16 protein-coding genes and 1 tRNA gene are annotated in these 15934 nt (G+C 72.6%); 7 read left to right on the forward strand and 10 right to left on the reverse strand.

What is annotated here, in order from left to right; all coding sequences use genetic code 11:
- Window positions 1–131: 131 nt before the first annotated feature.
- From QC282_RS08305 to QC282_RS08330, 6 genes are all read right to left on the reverse strand, one after another.
- The gene (locus tag QC282_RS08305) at window positions 132–1382 is read right to left on the reverse strand and encodes an HD domain-containing protein (protein ID WP_279548581.1); all 1251 of its coding nucleotides are present in this window, start codon (window positions 1380–1382) and stop codon (window positions 132–134) included.
- The gene (locus QC282_RS08310; RefSeq protein WP_279548582.1) at window positions 1379–2692 is read right to left on the reverse strand and encodes an HD-GYP domain-containing protein; all 1314 of its coding nucleotides are present in this window, start codon (window positions 2690–2692) and stop codon (window positions 1379–1381) included. The genes QC282_RS08305 and QC282_RS08310 overlap by 4 nt, the downstream gene beginning before the upstream one ends.
- A 141-nt stretch (window positions 2693–2833) precedes the next feature.
- Window positions 2834–3136, reverse strand: coding sequence for a mycothiol system anti-sigma-R factor (gene rsrA / locus QC282_RS08315; protein WP_279548583.1), 303 nt, complete (start codon window positions 3134–3136; stop codon window positions 2834–2836).
- Window positions 3133–3813: an RNA polymerase sigma factor SigR gene (gene sigR, locus QC282_RS08320; RefSeq protein WP_279548584.1), complete on the reverse strand. Its 681-nt coding sequence runs from the start codon at window positions 3811–3813 to the stop codon at window positions 3133–3135. The genes rsrA and sigR overlap by 4 nt, the downstream gene beginning before the upstream one ends.
- Window positions 3814–4090: 277 nt before the next feature.
- Window positions 4091–4747: an alpha/beta family hydrolase gene (locus tag QC282_RS08325; protein WP_279548585.1), complete on the reverse strand. Its 657-nt coding sequence runs from the start codon at window positions 4745–4747 to the stop codon at window positions 4091–4093.
- A gap of 39 nt (window positions 4748–4786) precedes the next feature.
- The gene (locus QC282_RS08330; protein ID WP_279548586.1) at window positions 4787–5602 is read right to left on the reverse strand and encodes an SOS response-associated peptidase; all 816 of its coding nucleotides are present in this window, start codon (window positions 5600–5602) and stop codon (window positions 4787–4789) included.
- 50 nt (window positions 5603–5652) lie between these two features.
- On the opposite strand from QC282_RS08330, the gene QC282_RS08335 reads away from it, so the two are divergent.
- The 4 genes from QC282_RS08335 (at window position 5653) to QC282_RS08350 (ending at window position 9334) form a co-directional block, all read left to right on the forward strand.
- Entirely contained in the window at window positions 5653–6375 is a 723-nt protein-coding gene (locus QC282_RS08335; protein ID WP_279548587.1) for a M50 family metallopeptidase, read from the forward strand.
- Window positions 6376–6543: 168 nt separating this feature from the next.
- The gene (gene aroA, locus QC282_RS08340; RefSeq protein ID WP_279548588.1) at window positions 6544–7860 is read left to right on the forward strand and encodes a 3-phosphoshikimate 1-carboxyvinyltransferase; all 1317 of its coding nucleotides are present in this window, start codon (window positions 6544–6546) and stop codon (window positions 7858–7860) included.
- Window positions 7861–7871: 11 nt separating this feature from the next.
- On the forward strand, window positions 7872–8882 hold the full coding sequence (gene rsgA / locus QC282_RS08345) for a ribosome small subunit-dependent GTPase A (RefSeq protein WP_279548589.1): 1011 nt from the start codon (window positions 7872–7874) through the stop codon (window positions 8880–8882).
- A gap of 128 nt (window positions 8883–9010) precedes the next feature.
- Window positions 9011–9334 carry a multidrug efflux SMR transporter gene (locus tag QC282_RS08350; protein WP_279548590.1) on the forward strand — a complete coding sequence of 108 codons (324 nt, stop codon included), beginning with the start codon at window positions 9011–9013 and terminating at the stop codon, window positions 9332–9334.
- A 60-nt stretch (window positions 9335–9394) separates the two neighbouring features.
- On the opposite strand, the gene QC282_RS08355 is transcribed toward QC282_RS08350, so the two are convergent.
- Window positions 9395–10003 (reverse strand): helix-turn-helix domain containing protein, encoded by a 609-nt coding sequence (locus QC282_RS08355; RefSeq protein WP_279548591.1) that lies wholly within the window; start codon window positions 10001–10003, stop codon window positions 9395–9397.
- 149 nt (window positions 10004–10152) lie between these two features.
- Here QC282_RS08355 and hisN point away from each other — a divergent pair, with 149 nt between their 5' ends.
- Window positions 10153–10953 (forward strand): histidinol-phosphatase, encoded by an 801-nt coding sequence (gene hisN, locus QC282_RS08360; protein ID WP_279548592.1) that lies wholly within the window; start codon window positions 10153–10155, stop codon window positions 10951–10953.
- A gap of 152 nt (window positions 10954–11105) precedes the next feature.
- The gene (locus QC282_RS08365; RefSeq protein WP_279548593.1) at window positions 11106–11498 is read left to right on the forward strand and encodes a cyclic nucleotide-binding/CBS domain-containing protein; all 393 of its coding nucleotides are present in this window, start codon (window positions 11106–11108) and stop codon (window positions 11496–11498) included.
- Between the two features lie 178 nt (window positions 11499–11676).
- On the opposite strand, the gene QC282_RS08370 is transcribed toward QC282_RS08365, so the two are convergent.
- Window positions 11677–13128, reverse strand: a complete 1452-nt coding sequence (locus QC282_RS08370; RefSeq protein WP_279548594.1) for a catalase — start codon at window positions 13126–13128, stop codon at window positions 11677–11679.
- Window positions 13129–13270: 142 nt separating this feature from the next.
- Here QC282_RS08370 and QC282_RS08375 point away from each other — a divergent pair, with 142 nt between their 5' ends.
- Entirely contained in the window at window positions 13271–13687 is a 417-nt protein-coding gene (locus QC282_RS08375) for a Fur family transcriptional regulator (RefSeq protein ID WP_279548595.1), read from the forward strand.
- Window positions 13688–13874: 187 nt separating this feature from the next.
- Here QC282_RS08375 and QC282_RS08380 read toward each other — a convergent pair.
- A tRNA-Met gene (locus QC282_RS08380) sits at window positions 13875–13948 on the reverse strand.
- A gap of 87 nt (window positions 13949–14035) precedes the next feature.
- A complete protein-coding gene (locus QC282_RS08385; protein ID WP_279548596.1) occupies window positions 14036–15847 on the reverse strand; it encodes a tetratricopeptide repeat protein in 1812 nt (603 codons plus the stop codon).
- Window positions 15848–15934: the final 87 nt, after the last annotated feature.

A 15934-nucleotide genomic window follows, 5' to 3' on the forward strand; every position in this document is an offset into this window, starting at 1 on the left:
GGAGTGGGCTGGCTGTGCCTTTCTGCGCCCCCGGACACCTTTCCTGCGCATCAAACCACGTACGGCTTGAAGGGCGCTCATTACCCATGGGTTACCCAGCCTCGCACCGGGTCAGACAGCCTCCGGCGTCTTCAGCCGACATGGTCGCGCGCCGCCCCCGCGTCCCGCGACAGTACCCGCGCCAGCGAGGCCACGACCTCCGGCGCGAACTCCCCGACGGTGGCGAGCCGCAGGTCCTCCAGCGCGGCCAGCGCACCGCCGGGCCCGGCGTCCCTCGCCTTCTCCTCGTAGGCGTTCACCACGCGGACGATCCGCGCGGCGAGCGGCTGTTCGCGGCACGGGTCGGCCTGTCGTTCCACGACGACGGCGACGGCCGCGTCGACCCCGGTCTGCCGCACCACGGCCCCGCCGAGCAGCGCGATGCGCCGCTGTTCCGCCGCGGACAGCCCCGCGGTGGCCCCGGCCGGCACCGGGTCGACGAGGCTCAGCTGGCCGATGTCGTGCATCAGCGCCGCGTACTCCAGCACGGTCAGCTCGGGCTCGGTCATCCCGAGGTCCCGTCCGACGGCCAGGCTGAGCGCGGCGACGCGGCGGGCGTGCCCGGTCGGCGTGTACCCGGCGATCTCGGTGGCGCGGGCGAGGGAGGCGATGGTCTGCCGGTAGGTGGCGCGGACGGCCGCGTACCGCCGGTAGGACAGCTGGGTCAGCAGCAGCGGCACCGAGAACACGGGGAGCGCCCACAGCCCGACGACGGCCACCCCCAGCGCCATCACGGCCCCGGTGGCGCACACCGCCGCCCCGGTGCCCAGCTTGCCGCGCAGTTCGTCGCGCAGCAGCGGGACGAAGGGCCACCGGGTGCGGGCGTGGGCCAGGGCGGCGGCGAGGACCGCGTCGAAGAGGGTGGTCAGCGTGAGCAGCGCGATCAGCAGCAGGGCGTACGCGGGGCCGACCCAGTCGTCGAACGCGCCCTTGTTGTAGAGCGGTTGGAAGCAGGTGGCGGCGAAACCGACGCTGAGCACGCGGCGGGCGCGCTGGTCGGCCGTGGGGCCCCGGCCGCACGCCGTGTGCGGCACGCTGCCGATGACGGAGGCGACGACGACGACGGTGACCACCTGCGCGAGACCGTGCCGGGTGGGCTCCCCGGCGGCCGCGCCGAGCAGGGCGTAGGCCAGGGCGGCGGCAGCGCCGAGCGGAGCGGGCTCCCGGACCCGGGCGCCGGTCCACCGGGTCAGCTCGCCGACGGCGACGAGCACGCCGAAGGCGACGGCGACCGGCCGCTCCTCCAGGCCGTGCCAGAGGGTGACGACGAGGCTCCCGGCGGCGAGCAGGCCGGCGGTGGTGTGCACCAGGGCGAGGACCAGGGGCCGCTGCCGCCGCGTCACCGGTGCACTCCCGGCGGGCTGGGGGTGCGGGGCCGGGGCGGGCTGACGGGACGGGTCCCGCTCTCGTCGGCCGTGACCGCGGGCCGCCAGCCGGACCGGGTGATGACGCGCACGAGGGCGGTGACCATCCTCGGGTCGAAGTGGGTGCCCGCGCACCGCTGGAGTTCCTCCAGGGCGGCGGGGACGGGCCGGGCCCGGCTGTAGGAGCGGGTGGAGGTCATGGCGTCGAAGGCGTCGGCCACCGCGACCACCCGCGCCGACTCGGGGATCTGGCTCCCGACGAGCCCGTAGGGGTAGCCGCTGCCGTCCATCCGCTCGTGGTGGTGCAGCACCGCGGCCCGGGCCTCGCCGAGGAAGCCGATGCCCCGCACGATCTCGTGCCCGTACTCCGGGTGCAGTTCGATGACGCGCCGCTCCTCGGGGGTGAGCGGGCCGTCCTTGCGCAGCAGCCGGGTCGGGACGCCGAGCTTGCCGACGTCGTGCAGGATGCCGGCGAACCGCAGGACCTCGACGCGGTCGTCGTCCAGGCCGAGCTCGCGCGCGATCATCATCGAGGCCTGTCCGACGCGTTCGCTGTGGCCGCGCGTGTAGCCGTCCTTGATGTCGACGGCCTGCACGAGGGCGCGGATCGTCGCCTGGTGTGCGGCCCGTTCCCGGTGGTACTGCGCGAACGCCCACCAGGACACGCCCATCGGCAGCATCACCAGCAGCGCGGCGACCGGCCCGTACGGGCTGCGCCACAGCACGGCCATCATCAGTCCGACGAGCCCGTGCACCACGCCCGGCGCCAGGGACCGCGTGAACAGCCCGCGCCAGGCCCGGCGCAGCGGCACCCGCTCGGCCAGCGCGAGGATGCCGCCGTCCAGCACGGTCAGCACCAGGCAGAACACCAGCACGGCGGCACCGGCCGGCAGCAGGGCGTAGCGGAAGTCGGACGCCACGACGGCGTCCCGCCCGCCGAGCGACCAGTGCACGCGGGCGGCGGCCCACACCGCGACGACGAGCTGCGCGGCCCGCCAGAGGCGCCGCAGCGCCACGGGCCGCTGTGCGACGCCGGACAGCAGCGCGCCCGGCACCGCGACGAGCGCGGCGGCGGGCGGCGGGAGCAGGAAGGCCCCGGCGAGCAGCACGGGATGGAACGTGCCGACGAACCGGGACCTGGCGATGTGCTCGCAGCCCGCGTACAGGGCGGCGAGCAGGACGACCGCCCACCACGGGGTGTGGAGCTCGGGCAGGGGGCGCAGACAGAACAGGGCCGCGAGGACGACACAGGCGACGTAGGCACGTGCCCGTGCCGGTACCGCGTCCATGAACCCCTCCCCCGGCCATGCCTGTTCAGGCTCCGGAGCCTAGGCGGCGGCAGGGGGGTCCGCGGGCGGTTGCCCGCGGATTAGCACGTTCGGGTGAAAATGGGACCTCATGTGCGCCGGGCCGCGGGGGCGGCGGCGGAGCTAGGACTCCTGCGGCGTCGCCGTCACGTCGTGCTCGGGGACGGCCTGGCCGGAACGGATCAGATCGATCCGCCCCATGACCTTGGCCCGCAGGTCGCCCGGCACGTCGTCATGGCCGCAGCACCGCTTGACCAGCTTCTTGACGGCCTGCTCCAGCCCGTACTTCTCCAGGCACGGCGAGCACTCCTCGAAGTGGTGCTCGAACTTCACGCAGTCCGAGTCCGGCATCTCCCGGTCGAGGAACTCGTAGAGATGATCGAGGATTTCGCTGCAATCCGTCTCGTGCGGCTCTCCGCAGCTCATGACCCCGAGCCTTTCGCTTCGTTCGACTCTCCGGCGCCGGCCGGGACCAGTCCGCGCTCGCGCGCGTAGTCCTCCAGCATGCCGCGCAGTTGACGACGTCCCCGGTGCAGCCGGGACATCACCGTACCGATGGGTGTCCCCATGATGTCGGCGATCTCCTTGTAGGCAAAGCCCTCGACATCGGCCAGATAGACGGCGATGCGGAATTCCTCGGGAATTGCCTGGAGTGCTTGCTTGACGTCCGAGTCGGGCAGGTGGTCCAGCGCCTGCGACTCGGCGGAGCGCAGTCCGGTCGACATGTGCGACTCGGCACGCGCGAGCTGCCAGTCCTCGATCTCCTCGGCCGCGCTGCGCTGCGGCTCGCGCTGCTTCTTGCGGTACGAGTTGATGAAGGTGTTGGTGAGGATCCGGTACAGCCACGCCTTGAGGTTGGTGCCTTCGCGGAACTGGTGGAAGGACGCGTACGCCTTGGCGTACGTCTCCTGCACCAGGTCCTCGGCGTCGGCCGGGTTGCGCGTCATGCGCAGCGCGGCCGAGTACATCTGGTCGAGGAATTCCAGCGCGTCCCGCTCGAAGCGCGCACTGCGCTCCGCGGTCGACTCCGCGACGCCCCGGCCCTCGGGCTGCTCCGCCTGGCCGTTCTCGGTCCCTGCGTCGGTACCGGTGACCGGACCCACCTCCTCCAGTGTTGGCGTGGCACCGAAACCGGTCCCACTCGATTCGGAGGATAGACGACCCGTGGTCGGGGACGCCTGTCGATTCGGTCCGCCCGACGCCCGGACAGGAGCGGTCTTCGCCGCGTGCAGCACGGTCCAGTCGAGCTCGGCACGGCTGCTGCGGCGCGGGCAGAAGGTGGAACCCATGCGGCGGACTTCCTCTCCTACGACGGCTGTGCCGGCAACCGGCACTTACGTCCGCCACAACAGTGCCCGCCGCCCCGGCATTCCCAGGGCCTCACCCCAGTGACCTGGTCCACTGCACGACGCCGTCGACGATCACCGCGAGGGCCTCGTCCTGGGTGATGTCCGCCCGTTTGGGCACGGCGAATCCGTGGTCGCCGTGGGGCACGACGACGTGTGGCCCGTACTCCTCGGGGAACTCCCCGGGGCGGCCGAAGGGGTCGTTGCCGCCCTGGACGACCAGCAGCGGCAGGCCGGCCCTCCCCACCTCGAACAGTTCTTGCTCGCGCGTCGACTCCGGCTTGCCCGGCGGGTGCAGCGGGAAGCTGAGCGCGAGGACGCCGGCGGCGCCCAGTTCCGCCGCCGTGCGGCAGGCGACGCGGGCGCCGGCGCTGCGGCCGCCCGAGATCACCGGGTGCCCCGGCGCGGCCAGCGCGGGCCAGACGCCGCGCCAGCCTGTGTCGAGGGTCTTCGGGGCGGGCGCCAGCTTCTTGCCGGCCACCCGCCAGGGCTGCTCCACGAGGGCGACGGTCACCCCGTGCGCGGGCAGCGCTGCGGCGAGCGCCACGAGGTCGCGTGCCTCGATGCCGCCGCCGGCGCCGTGGCTCGCGGCCAGTACGAGCCGGGCCTTCTTCGCCCGGTGCCAGGTGATGCGGGCGGTGCCCGCGTCCGTCTCGACGGTCTCGATGGTCACGTCGGTCACGTCGGCCATGTCGGGAGCTCGGTGGTCTGGGTGGTCTCGGTGGTCACGTCAGAAGAGTGTGCCCTCTTCGGGCGCCTCCAGCTCCTTGAGCAGCTCCGCGCCGTTGTTGCGGACGTTGCTGACCGCCGTGGAGACCGGGTAGGCCCGCATCAGGCCGGGCGGCGGGGGCGCCAGCAGCGACCGCAGGTCGTCCAGGTCGGTCCGGGCCGGGTCGAGCCAGGCGTCCCAGCGGTCCGGGGTGAGCATGAGCGGCATGCGCGGGTGGATGTCGGCGAGCGAGCGCGGCCCGTCGGCGGGCGCGACCGCGAGCGGGGTGCTCTCGGCCTCGGTCGTGATCACCGAGCACGTCACCCACCAGGCCCCCGGGTGGTCGTCCGGAAGGGTCTTGTCCCGCCAGAACTCGTACAGGCCGGCCATGGCGAACACCGAGCCGTCCGCCGGCGACACGAAGTACGGCTGCTTGCGCGGCCGCTTCTTCTTCCCCTCGACCTCCAGCTCCCGCTCCTGCGAGCCGGTGACCCACTCGTAGTAGCCGTCGGCGGGCAGGATGCAGCGCCGGGCCGCGAAGGCGCGGCGGAACGACGGCTTCTCGTGGAGGGTCTCCGAGCGCGCGTTGATCATGCGGGCGGCGCCCTCGGGAGTCTTGGACCAGGACGGCACCAGGCCCCACTTCAGCTTCCGCAGCTGACGCACCGGCCGCGGGTCGGGGGCGTCCTTCAGGGGCCGGTCGAGGATTGCGTGGACCTCCTTGGTGGGGGCCACGTTGTAGTCGGGGGCCAGGGTCTCCTCGGGTTCCCACTTCTCGATCTGGAAGATTCCCGCGAGATCCTCGGGCCCACGACTGGCTGCATACCGTCCGCACATACGTGCCACACTGCCAGACTCCGCGCGACCACGAGGAGCCCCTTCCGAACATGCATCAGCTCGCATCCGCCTCGCTCGCCTCCCTCTGGGACGAGGTATCCGGCACCCAGCCCGACCCCGACCTGTGGGTGGTGATCGCGACCCTGGTCGCGGCGCTCGCCGTGGTCGTGCCGCACGGGCCGTGGCGCATAACCCGCAACGCGATCACCATCGCCCACGAGGGCGGCCACGGTCTGGTGGCGCTGCTGACCGGCCGCACCCTCACCGGCATCCGGCTGCACTCGGACACCAGCGGTCTGACCGTCAGCCGCGGCAAGCCGCACGGCATCGGCATGATCCTCACGGCCGCCAGCGGCTACACCGCTCCCCCGCTGCTCGGCCTCGGCGGCGCGGCCCTGCTCTCCTCGGGGCGGATCACGCTGCTGCTGTGGCTGGCGACGCTGCTGCTGGTGGCGATGCTGGTGATGATCCGCAACGCGTACGGGGCGCTGACGGTGCTCCTGACCGGCGCCCTGTTCGTCCTGGTGTCGTGGCTGACCGGACCGCAGGTGCAGGGGGCGTTCGCCTACGCGGTGGTGTGGTTCCTGCTGCTCGGCGGGGTGCGTCCGGCGTTCGAGCTCCAGGCGAAGCGGTCGCGGGGCGGGGCCGGCGACTCGGACGCGGACCAGTTGTCGCGGCTGACGAACGTGCCCGCGGCGCTGTGGCTGTTCCTGTTCCACGCGGTGTCGCTGTGCTCGCTGATAGGCGGGGGCCGCTGGCTGCTGGAGTGGTGAGGGCACGCGGAGGGGCGCGCAGGGGGCGCGGGAGGGGCACGGCCGCGGCCCGCGCGGACGCATATATGCGCGGCATGTGCCACCGCATCTACCACAGCTTCGTTTCGCTCTTATTTCACCGTTTTTGATCAAGATCTCCGGTCATTCGCAACCACTAAAGTGGTGCGCATGACCGTTAACCCTGCGCACACCGCCCTTTGGCCCGCCCCGCACGCGAGCGGAGCCGTCGACGCGACGGTCCACGTGCCCGGGTCCAAGTCGGTCACCAACCGCGCCCTGGTGCTGGCCGCCCTCGCCTCCGAGCCGGGCTGGCTGCGCCGCCCGCTGCGCTCCCGCGACACCCTGCTGATGGCCGGCGCCCTGCGCGCCATGGGCGTCGGCATCGAGGAGGGCGTGGGCCCGGACGGCACCGGCGAGGCCTGGCGTGTGATCCCGGCCGGTCTGCGCGGCCCGGCCACGGTCGACGTCGGCAACGCCGGCACGGTGATGCGCTTCCTGCCGCCGGTCGCCGCGCTGGCCGACGGCCCCGTCCGCTTCGACGGCGACCCCCGTTCGTACGAGCGTCCCCTGCACGGTGTCATCGACGCGCTGCGCGGGCTCGGCGCCCGGATCGACGACGACGGGCGCGGCGCACTCCCGCTGACGGTGCACGGCGGCGGCGCCCTGGACGGCGGGCCGGTCGCGATCGACGCGTCCTCCTCGTCGCAGTTCGTCAGCGCGCTGCTGCTGTCCGGACCGCGCTTCAACCAGGGCGTCGAGGTCCGCCACACCGGTGCCACGCTGCCGTCCATGCCGCACATCCGCATGACGGTCGACATGCTGCGCGCGGTCGGCGCCCAGGTGGACACCCCCGAGTCGGGCGGCGAGGCGAACGTCTGGCGGGTCACGCCGGGCGCCCTGCTCGGCCGGGACCTGACCGTCGAGCCGGACCTGTCGAACGCCCAGCCGTTCCTGGCGGCGGCGCTGGTGACCGGCGGCAAGGTCGTCGTCCCGGACTGGCCGGCCCGTACCACCCAGCCCGGCGACCGGCTGCGGGAGATCTTCACCGAAATGGGCGGTTCCTGCGAGCTGACCGACTACGGCCTGCTGTTCACCGGATCGGGTGCCGTCCACGGCATCGACGTGGACCTGAGCGAGGTCGGCGAGCTCACCCCGGGCATCGCCGCGGTCGCCGCGCTCGCCGACTCCCCGTCCACGCTGCGCGGCGTGGCGCACCTGCGGCTGCACGAGACGGACCGGCTGGCCGCGCTGACCAAGGAGATCAACGAGCTCGGCGGCGACGTCACCGAGACCGCCGACGGTCTGCACATCCGCCCGCGCCCGCTGCACGGCGGGATCTTCCACACCTACGACGACCACCGGATGGCCACGGCGGGCGCGATCATCGGCCTCGCGGTGGAGGGCGTGCAGATCGAGAACGTCGCGACGACGGCGAAGACACTGCCGGACTTCCCCGAACTGTGGACCGGGATGCTCGGGGCGTAAGGACGTTCGCCATGCGCCGCTACGGCAAGCACACCGACGAGGACGACATCCGCAGCCGCCCCAACCGCAAGGGCAACCGGCCGCGCACGCACATCCGGCCCAAGCACGAGGACGCCGCCGAGGGCATGGTCCTCACCGTCGACCGGGGCCGGCTGACCTGCCTCGTCGAGGACCGGGTCGTGCTGGCGATGAAGGCCCGCGAACTGGGCCGCAAGGCCGCCGTGGTCGGCGACCGGGTGGCCCTCGTCGGCGACATGTCCGGCAAGAAGGACACCCTGGCCCGCATCGTGCGCATCGCGGACCGGACGTCGGTGCTGCGGCGCACCGCGGACGACGACGACCCCTTCGAGCGGGTGGTCGTGGCCAACGCCGACCAGCTCGCCGTCGTCACCGCGCTCGCCGACCCCGAACCGCGCTCCCGGCTGATCGACCGCTGCCTCGTCGCGGCCTTCGACGGCGGCCTCACCCCGCTGCTCGTCATGACGAAGTCCGACCTCGCCCCACCGGACAAACTCCTGGAGCTGTACGGCGACCTGGACATCCCCTACGTCGTCACCAGCCGCGAGGAACTGGAGAACGGCGGCGCCGCCGACCGCGTGCGCGAGCATCTCGGCGGCAAGGCCACGGCCTTCGTCGGCCACTCCGGCGTCGGCAAGACGACGCTGGTCAACGCGCTGGTCCCGGAGGAGCGCCGCCGCCTGACCGGTCACGTCAACGCGGTGACCGGGCGCGGCCGGCACACCACCACCTCGGCGCTGGCGCTGCCGCTGGACGGCGTGGACGGCTGGGTCATCGACACCCCGGGCGTGCGGTCCTTCGGCCTGGCCCACGTCGACCCGGGCCGCGTCATCCACGCCTTCCCCGACCTGGGGCCGGGCACCGAGGGCTGCCCGCGCGCGTGCAGCCACGACGAGCCGGACTGCGCGCTGGACCAGTGGGTCGCGGAGGGTCACGCGGACCCGGCACGGCTGTATTCGCTGCGCAGGCTGCTGGCGACCCGGGAGCGCACGGAAGGCGACTGACCTTCGCGTTGTTCGTCCCGGCGTACGGGCCGCGAGTGCATAATCGCACCCAGCCGTAACCGAGCCGGTGCACCGTCCTACCGGGGTCCGACGAGACGCGGACACGCGCGACACGAGGGAGACGACACATGGCGTGGCTACTGGTCATCGTGGCCGGGGTGCTCGAAACCGGCTTCGCCATCTGCCTCAAGCTGTCCCACGGCTTCACCCGGCTCTGGCCGACCGTCGCGTTCTGCGTCTTCGCCATCGGCAGCTTCGGCCTGCTGACGCTGTCGCTGAAGAAGCTGGACGTGGGTCCCGCCTACGCGGTGTGGACCGGCATCGGCGCGACGGGCACCGCGATCTACGGGATGGTGTTCCTCGGCGACGTCGTCTCCACGCTGAAGATCGTGTCGATCAGCCTGGTGATCATCGGCATCGTGGGGCTCCAGATGTCCGGCTCCGCCCACTGATCCTTCCGCCGCTGACCCTTCCGCCACTGACCCCTTCCGCCCGCCCACCTGACGGGTCGCTCAGGCCGACTGCCGCGGCAGCGCGCCGCGCACCAGGTCGGCGACGCCGCCGTCGGCCGGCGGTGCGGCCACGCAGGACAGGGCGAGACGGACGACGAGTTCGCAGGACCGGGCCAGTTCGGCGGTGTCCGCCCGGGGCGTGCCGGGCGGGGCCAGCACCGCCACGGCGCGGTCGCGGACCAGGGCCACGAAGTCGCCGGGCGTCGGCAGCGGGCCGTCCGCGCGGCGCTGCGCCGGGACGGCGGAGGCGGACGGCACCGGTCGCGGCGTGGGCGCGGGCAGCCGCTCGCTCCAGCAGCCGGTGAGCAGGGCGCGGACGAGGGCGCTGTCGCGGGCCGCCGACGCGGTCCACTCGGCGGTCGCGGCGAGGCGGTCGCGGGGGTCGGCGGGCCCGGCGAGGGCGCGGTCGACACCCGCGATGTAGGCGTCCGCCTCCCGCCTGACGAGCGCGCGGGCGAGTCCCTCCTTGCTGCCGAACTCGTTGTAGAGCGTCTGCCGGGACACCCCGGCCGCCGCGGCCACGTCCACCATCCGCACGGCGGACCACGGCCGGCGCGCCAGGGCCGTGCGAGCGGCTTCCAGCAGGGACTCGCGGGCTGCGGGCATCATCGCCTCCCTCGGGGCGAGCGGCTCTGCGGACAGGTTTGACGCGGGTGGAGGCACTGTCAAGGGTTCCCGGAGCGCGGCAGCGTGCGCCCCCGCCGGTGCCGCACGCCCCCCGTAGCCCCGAAAGGCCGCCGCCAGATACGGTTCGTTGCATGCCCGACTACCTCGATGACCTGCGTCTCGCCCACGTCCTCGCGGACGCCGCGGACGCCGCGACAATGGACCGGTTCAAGGCTCTCGACCTCAAGGTGGAGACCAAACCGGACATGACGCCGGTGAGTGAGGCGGACCGGGCGGCGGAGGAACTCATCCGCGGCCAGCTCCAGCGCGCCCGTCCGAGAGACGCGATCCTCGGCGAGGAGTACGGCGTCGAGGGCACCGGCCCGCGCCGCTGGGTGATCGACCCGATCGACGGCACCAAGAACTACGTGCGCGGCGTCCCGGTCTGGGCGACGCTGATCTCCTTGATGGAAGCGGGCGAGAGCGGCTTCCAACCGGTCGTCGGCGTCGTCTCCGCGCCCGCCCTCGGCCGCCGCTGGTGGGCCGCGAAGGACTACGGCGCCTTCTCCGGCCGCAGTCTGTCCACCGCGTCGCGGCTCCAGGTCTCCCGGGTCTCGAAGCTCGCCGACGCGTCCTTCGCGTACTCCTCGCTGAGCGGCTGGGAGGAGCAGGGCCGCCTGGACGGCTTCCTGGACCTGACCCGCGAGGTGTGGCGCACGCGTGCCTACGGCGACTTCTGGCCGTACATGATGGTCGCCGAGGGCTCGGTGGACATGTGCGCGGAGCCCGAGCTGTCGCTGTGGGACATGGCGGCGAACGCCATCATCGTGACCGAGGCGGGCGGCACCTTCACGGGCCTCGACGGCCGCCCCGGCCCGCACAGCGGCAACGCGGCAGCGTCGAACGGCCCACTCCACGACGAACTGCTGGGGTATCTCAACCAGCGCTACTGAGCGCGCCGTCCTGGCACTGCCCTGCCACCACCCCGCCACCGTCGGGCCTCTTGTTGGCCCCCGCTCTGCCTGCCACTCTGAGAGTCCCCCCACTTGTGAATTTGTGAATCCGTGAACTAAGTCCGCGGGTTCCCTAGGAGGTGGCTCCATCCATGCTCGTCCGTGACGCCATGAGCACCGTGGTCCTCACCATCGGCCCCGACCACACCCTGCGCCAGGCCGCCGCCCTGATGTCCGCCCGCCGGGTCGGCGCGGCCGTCGTCCTCGACCCCGACGCCGGCGGCATCGGCATCCTCACCGAACGCGACGTCCTCAACTCCCTGGGCCTCGGCCAGGACCCGGACACCGAACGCGCCCACGCCCACACCACCACCGACGTCGTGTTCGCCGCCCCGTCCTGGACGCTGGAGGAGGCGGCCAGCGCCATGGCCCACGGCGGTTTCCGCCACCTCGTCGTCCTCGACGGCGGCGAGCCCCTCGGCGTCGTCTCGGTCCGCGACATCATCCGCTGCTGGGCCCCGCTGCGACAGCAGGTGCCCGCCTAGTCCGGTAGTCCGGCCGCGCGTCCGCCGAGCGGCGTCGCCGCCCGGGGGCAGCCGCTTCGCGGACACGGACCCAAGCCACCGGGACGACCGAAGGCTCCAGCACCAGGAGAAGCGCGAAACGGGCCGGACCCCCAAGGGGCCCGGCCCGTCGCCGCGGCAAGCGGTCCAGTGCTGGTGATCAGCCGCGCAGGGCCTGGACCGCGGCTTCCAGCCGCTTGCCGAAGTCGCCGTCGGCCTGCCGGAAGTTGTTGATCGCGCGCTCGGCGATGTCCTCGCGCGAGACCTGCGAGATGGCACCCGCCAGGTTGTTGATCAGGCGCTCCTTCTCGTCCTCCGACATCAGCCGGTAGAGGTTGCCCGCCTGGACGAAGTCGTTGTCCTCGGCGTGCGACGGAGCCTCGTAATTGCCGGTGCCGCCGGTGACCTGGACCGGCTCCCACAGCGGACGGTCCGTCTGGAACGGGCCGCCGAAGCTGTTCGGCTCGTAGTTCTTCGCGCCCTTGTGGCGGCCGTCGTACAGGTAGCCGTCACGGGAGTTGGTGCGCGCCTCGGTGGCGTGCGGGCGGTTCACCGGCAGGTGGTCGGCGTTGATGCCGACGCGGTAGCGGTGGGCGTCGCCGTACGCGAAGAGGCGGCCCTGGAGCATCTTGTCCGGGGACGGCCCGATGCCCGGCACGAAGTGGGCGGGACTGAAGATGGACTGCTCGACCTCGGCGAAGATGTTCTCCGGGTTGCGGTTGAGCTCCAGCTTGCCGAACCAGACGACCGGGTAGTCCGCGTGCGGCCACACCTTGGTCAGGTCGAACGGGTTGAAGCGGTACGTCGCCGCCTCGGCCACCGGCATGATCTGCACGCCGACGGTCCAGCTCGGGTACTCGCCCCGCTCGATGGCCTCACGCAGGTCGCGCTGGTGCGAGTCGGGGTCCTTGCCCGCCAGGACCTCGGCCTCCTCGGCGGTCAGGTTCTTGATGCCCTGGTCCGTCTTGAAGTGGTACTTGACCCAGAACGCCTCGCCGGCCTCGTTGCTCCACTGGTAGGTGTGCGAGCCGAAGCCGTCCATGTGACGGTACGAGGCGGGGATGCCGCGGTCGCCGAACAGCCAGGTCACCTGGTGGGTGCTCTCCGGGCTCAGGCTCCAGAAGTCCCAGACGTTGTCCGCCTCCTGCGAGCCCGTGTACGGGTCGCGCTTCTGGGTGTGGATGAAGTCCGGGAACTTGATGGCGTCCTTGATGAAGAACACCGGGGTGTTGTTGCCGACGAGGTCGTAGTTGCCCTCCTCGGTGTAGAACTTCACCGCGAAGCCGCGCGGGTCACGGACGGCGTCCGCCGCGCCCAGGTTGCCCGCCACGGTCGAGAAGCGCAGGAAGACCTCGGTCTGCTTGCCGACCTCGGAGAGGAACCTGGCCCGCGTGTACTTGGTGACGTCGGCGGTGACGGTGAAGGTGCCGTAGGCACCCGCGCCACGGGCGTGCACCACACGCTCCGGGATGCGCTCCCGGTTGAAGTGGGCCAGCTTCTCCAGGAGCAGCTGGTCCTGGACGAGTACCGGGCCACCGACGCCCGCGGTCTCACTGTTCTGGTTGTCGGCGACCGGAGCTCCGGCCTCCGTAGTGAGCGGTCCCTGCGTCACGTTCTGCCTCCTGGTACTGCGTCTGTTCCTGTCCCTTGGCCAAAGCCATTACCGATCCTACAATGGACTTTGTCTAAGTCAAGTAAGACTCCAAAGTCACACTTGTTCGGGACCTGGTCCCCCTAGCTGCTAGGCTGGTGCCATGAGTGACCTTCTGGATCGGCTGCGTGGACGCGGATGGCGGATGACCGCGCAGCGGCGCGTCGTGGCCGAGGTCCTCGACGGCGAACACGTCCATCTGACGGCCGACGAGGTGCACGCCAGGGCTGTCGCCAAGCTGCCCGAGATCTCCCGGGCGACCGTCTACAACACCCTCGGTGAGCTGGTCTCACTGGGCGAGGTACTCGAGGTCGCCACGGACAGGCGCGCCAAGCGGTACGACCCGAACGCGCACCGGCCGCACCACCACCTGGTGTGCGCCCAGTGCGGCGCGATCCGGGACGTGCACCCGGGCGGGAACCCGCTGGCGGACCTGCCCGACTCGGAGCGCTTCGGCTTCACGGTCTCGGACGTCGAGGTGACGTACCGCGGCCTCTGCCCGAACTGCGCGGCGGCGTAGCGCAAAAGCCTGTAAGGAACCCCCGGCACCGACGGTGCCGGGGGTTTCCGGGTTTCGCGTTTCCGGGTTTCCTCGCGCGCCCCGCCGGGGTTGCTCCCGCAAGAGCCTCCGCGGGGCGCCCTCGCGCTGCCGCACGCACAAAAACCGAGGGCCGGAAACCTTTCGGCTTCCGGCCCTCGGCCGTCAGTAGCGGGGACAGGATTTGAACCTGCGACCTCTGGGTTATGAGCCCAGCGAGCTACCGAGCTGCTCCACCCCGCGTCGGTGAATGCAACGTTACGTCAATGCCGACGTCAGAAGCAAATCGGTTGGCTGCGCCCCCCGCAGTGGGCCGCCCCCGGCCGGGTGTCAGGCCGACAGTTCCTCGCGCAGCGCGTCCCGCAGCCGCTCAGCCCGCTCGGCGACGGCGCCCGGTCCGAGCGACGCCGCCCGGTCCGCCCAGCGCTGCCCCTCCGCCAGCTCTCCCCGCCGGGCGTAGACGAGGGCCAGCCGCAGCGCCGCCCGCCCGTGCCCCGCGTCGGCGGCCCGCGTCCACCACACCGCCGCCTCGGGCTCGCTGCCCTCCCTCGCGAGCAGCAGCCCCAGGTTGAAGGCGCCGTTGCGCGACCCGGCCTCCGCCGCCTCGCGGTACCACCGGGCCGCCTCGACGACATCACCGCGCGCGGCGGCCAGCATGCCGACCCGCACCTGCGCCCGCCGGTGCCCCTGCGAGGCGGCGCGCTCGTACCACTCCTCGCACTCGGTCTTCTCGTGCACCGCCTCGCCCAGCTCGTGCGCGGGCGCCGGCGGCCGGCGCGCGTCGAGCACCGTGGCCAGCCGGTACGCGGCCTCCGCGCTGCCGCCCCCCGCCGCGCAGCGCAGGTACCGCTCCGCGTCCTGCTCGTCGCCCTCCCGCAGCCGGGCGATCCCGACCTGGAGCGCCGCCTCGGTGTGCCCGGCGCTCGCGGCACGCTCGTACCAGCGCAGCGCGTCCTTGTCCTCGCCGCGCCCGGCGTACAGGATGCCCAGGTTGAACGCGGCGTCCACGCTGCCCGCCTCGGCCGCCTTGGAGAACCACGGCTCGGCGCCGGTCTCGTCCCCGCTGTGCAGCAGCAGGATGGCCAGCGCGTTCGCCGCCTCGCGGTGTCCGGCGTACGCGGCGCGCCGGTACCACTGCTCGGCCTGCGTGGTCCGGCCCTGCTCCGCGCAGAGCAGCCCGAGGTTGTACGCGCCGTTGATGTCCCCGGCGTCCATCGCGGCCCGGTACCACCGCTCGGCGGTCTGGGTCTCGCCCCGCTCGGCATGCAGCGCGCCCAGCGCGTTGGCGGCGTTGCCGTCGCCGTCCTGGGCGGCTCTCAGCCACCACACGGCCGCGTTCTCGGTGTCGCCCGCGTCGCGCAGCAGGAAGCCGAGCGCGCAGGCGGCCCGTGCCTCCCCGTCCTTGGCGGAGGTCAGGTACCAGCGCCCCGCCTCCTTGAGTTCGCCGCGCTTCTCCAGGATCGCGCCGAGGTGCAGCGCGGCCCGCCGGTGGCCGCGCGCGGCGGCCTGCCGGTACCACTGCTCGGCCTCCTCCGCCGCGGCCGGGCCGGCACCGTCGTCATCGTGGGTCTTCCGCGTCGCCGCGCGGTCCAGGGTGCGCGCGAGCCGGTACGCGGCCTCCCGGTGGCCGCGCTCCGCCGCCGCTCTCATCCACCGCACGGCGCCGCTGTCGCCCCGGTGTTCCAGCAGGTCGGCGAGCGCGTACGCGCCGAGGACGTGTCCCTGTTCCGCGGACTGGCGCAGCCAGTACTCGGCGGCGGGCTCGTCGCCCCGCTCACGGTGGTACCGGCCGAGGGCGTGCGCGGCGGCCGCGGATCCGGCCACGGCGGCGATGCGCCACCAGCCGGCGGCCTCCTCGGCGTAACCACGCTGGTGGAGGAGGACGCCGAGGTTGTTGGCGGCGGCGCGGTCACCGGCGGCGGTGGCGGCACGCAGATGGGCTTCGGCTCCGTCGAGGTCACCGCGGCGCAGCAGCATGGCCCCGAGGACGCTCATCGCCTCGACGTCGCCGACCTCGGCGGCGAGTCTCAGACGCATCTCCTCGGCGGCCTCGCCCGCCTCGTCGCCGGCCTCGTCCCGGCCGGACGGCTGCACAAATCGCCCTGTCCCGAACAGAGTTGCCTTGTCCCCCATAACGTCCATCGTCGCACCACCTGCAACCTGGGTACACCTGGTATACCGCAGCCAGTGAGGTCACTTCAGCGTTTTGTCGACATGCCCACAGAGAGA

The organism is Streptomyces sp. DH24, from assembly GCF_029813775.1.
Classification (GTDB): domain Bacteria; phylum Actinomycetota; class Actinomycetes; order Streptomycetales; family Streptomycetaceae; genus Streptomyces.

Excerpts from the sequence above, each read along its gene's own strand:
- QC282_RS08310 (WP_279548582.1), bottom strand. The coding sequence starts at position 2,692 with ATGGACGCGGTACCGGCACGGGCACGTGCCTACGTCGCCTGTGTCGTC.
- rsrA (WP_279548583.1), bottom strand. The coding sequence starts at position 3,136 with ATGAGCTGCGGAGAGCCGCACGAGACGGATTGCAGCGAAATCCTCGAT.
- QC282_RS08325 (WP_279548585.1), bottom strand. The coding sequence starts at position 4,747 with ATGGCCGACGTGACCGACGTGACCATCGAGACCGTCGAGACGGACGCG.
- QC282_RS08330 (WP_279548586.1), bottom strand. The coding sequence starts at position 5,602 with ATGTGCGGACGGTATGCAGCCAGTCGTGGGCCCGAGGATCTCGCGGGA.
- QC282_RS08335 (WP_279548587.1), top strand. The coding sequence starts at position 5,653 with ATGCATCAGCTCGCATCCGCCTCGCTCGCCTCCCTCTGGGACGAGGTA.
- aroA (WP_279548588.1), top strand. The coding sequence starts at position 6,544 with ATGACCGTTAACCCTGCGCACACCGCCCTTTGGCCCGCCCCGCACGCG.
- rsgA (WP_279548589.1), top strand. The coding sequence starts at position 7,872 with ATGCGCCGCTACGGCAAGCACACCGACGAGGACGACATCCGCAGCCGC.
- QC282_RS08350 (WP_279548590.1), top strand. The coding sequence starts at position 9,011 with ATGGCGTGGCTACTGGTCATCGTGGCCGGGGTGCTCGAAACCGGCTTC.
- QC282_RS08355 (WP_279548591.1), bottom strand. The coding sequence starts at position 10,003 with ATGATGCCCGCAGCCCGCGAGTCCCTGCTGGAAGCCGCTCGCACGGCC.
- hisN (WP_279548592.1), top strand. The coding sequence starts at position 10,153 with ATGCCCGACTACCTCGATGACCTGCGTCTCGCCCACGTCCTCGCGGAC.
- QC282_RS08365 (WP_279548593.1), top strand. The coding sequence starts at position 11,106 with ATGCTCGTCCGTGACGCCATGAGCACCGTGGTCCTCACCATCGGCCCC.
- QC282_RS08375 (WP_279548595.1), top strand. The coding sequence starts at position 13,271 with ATGAGTGACCTTCTGGATCGGCTGCGTGGACGCGGATGGCGGATGACC.
- QC282_RS08385 (WP_279548596.1), bottom strand. The coding sequence starts at position 15,847 with ATGGACGTTATGGGGGACAAGGCAACTCTGTTCGGGACAGGGCGATTT.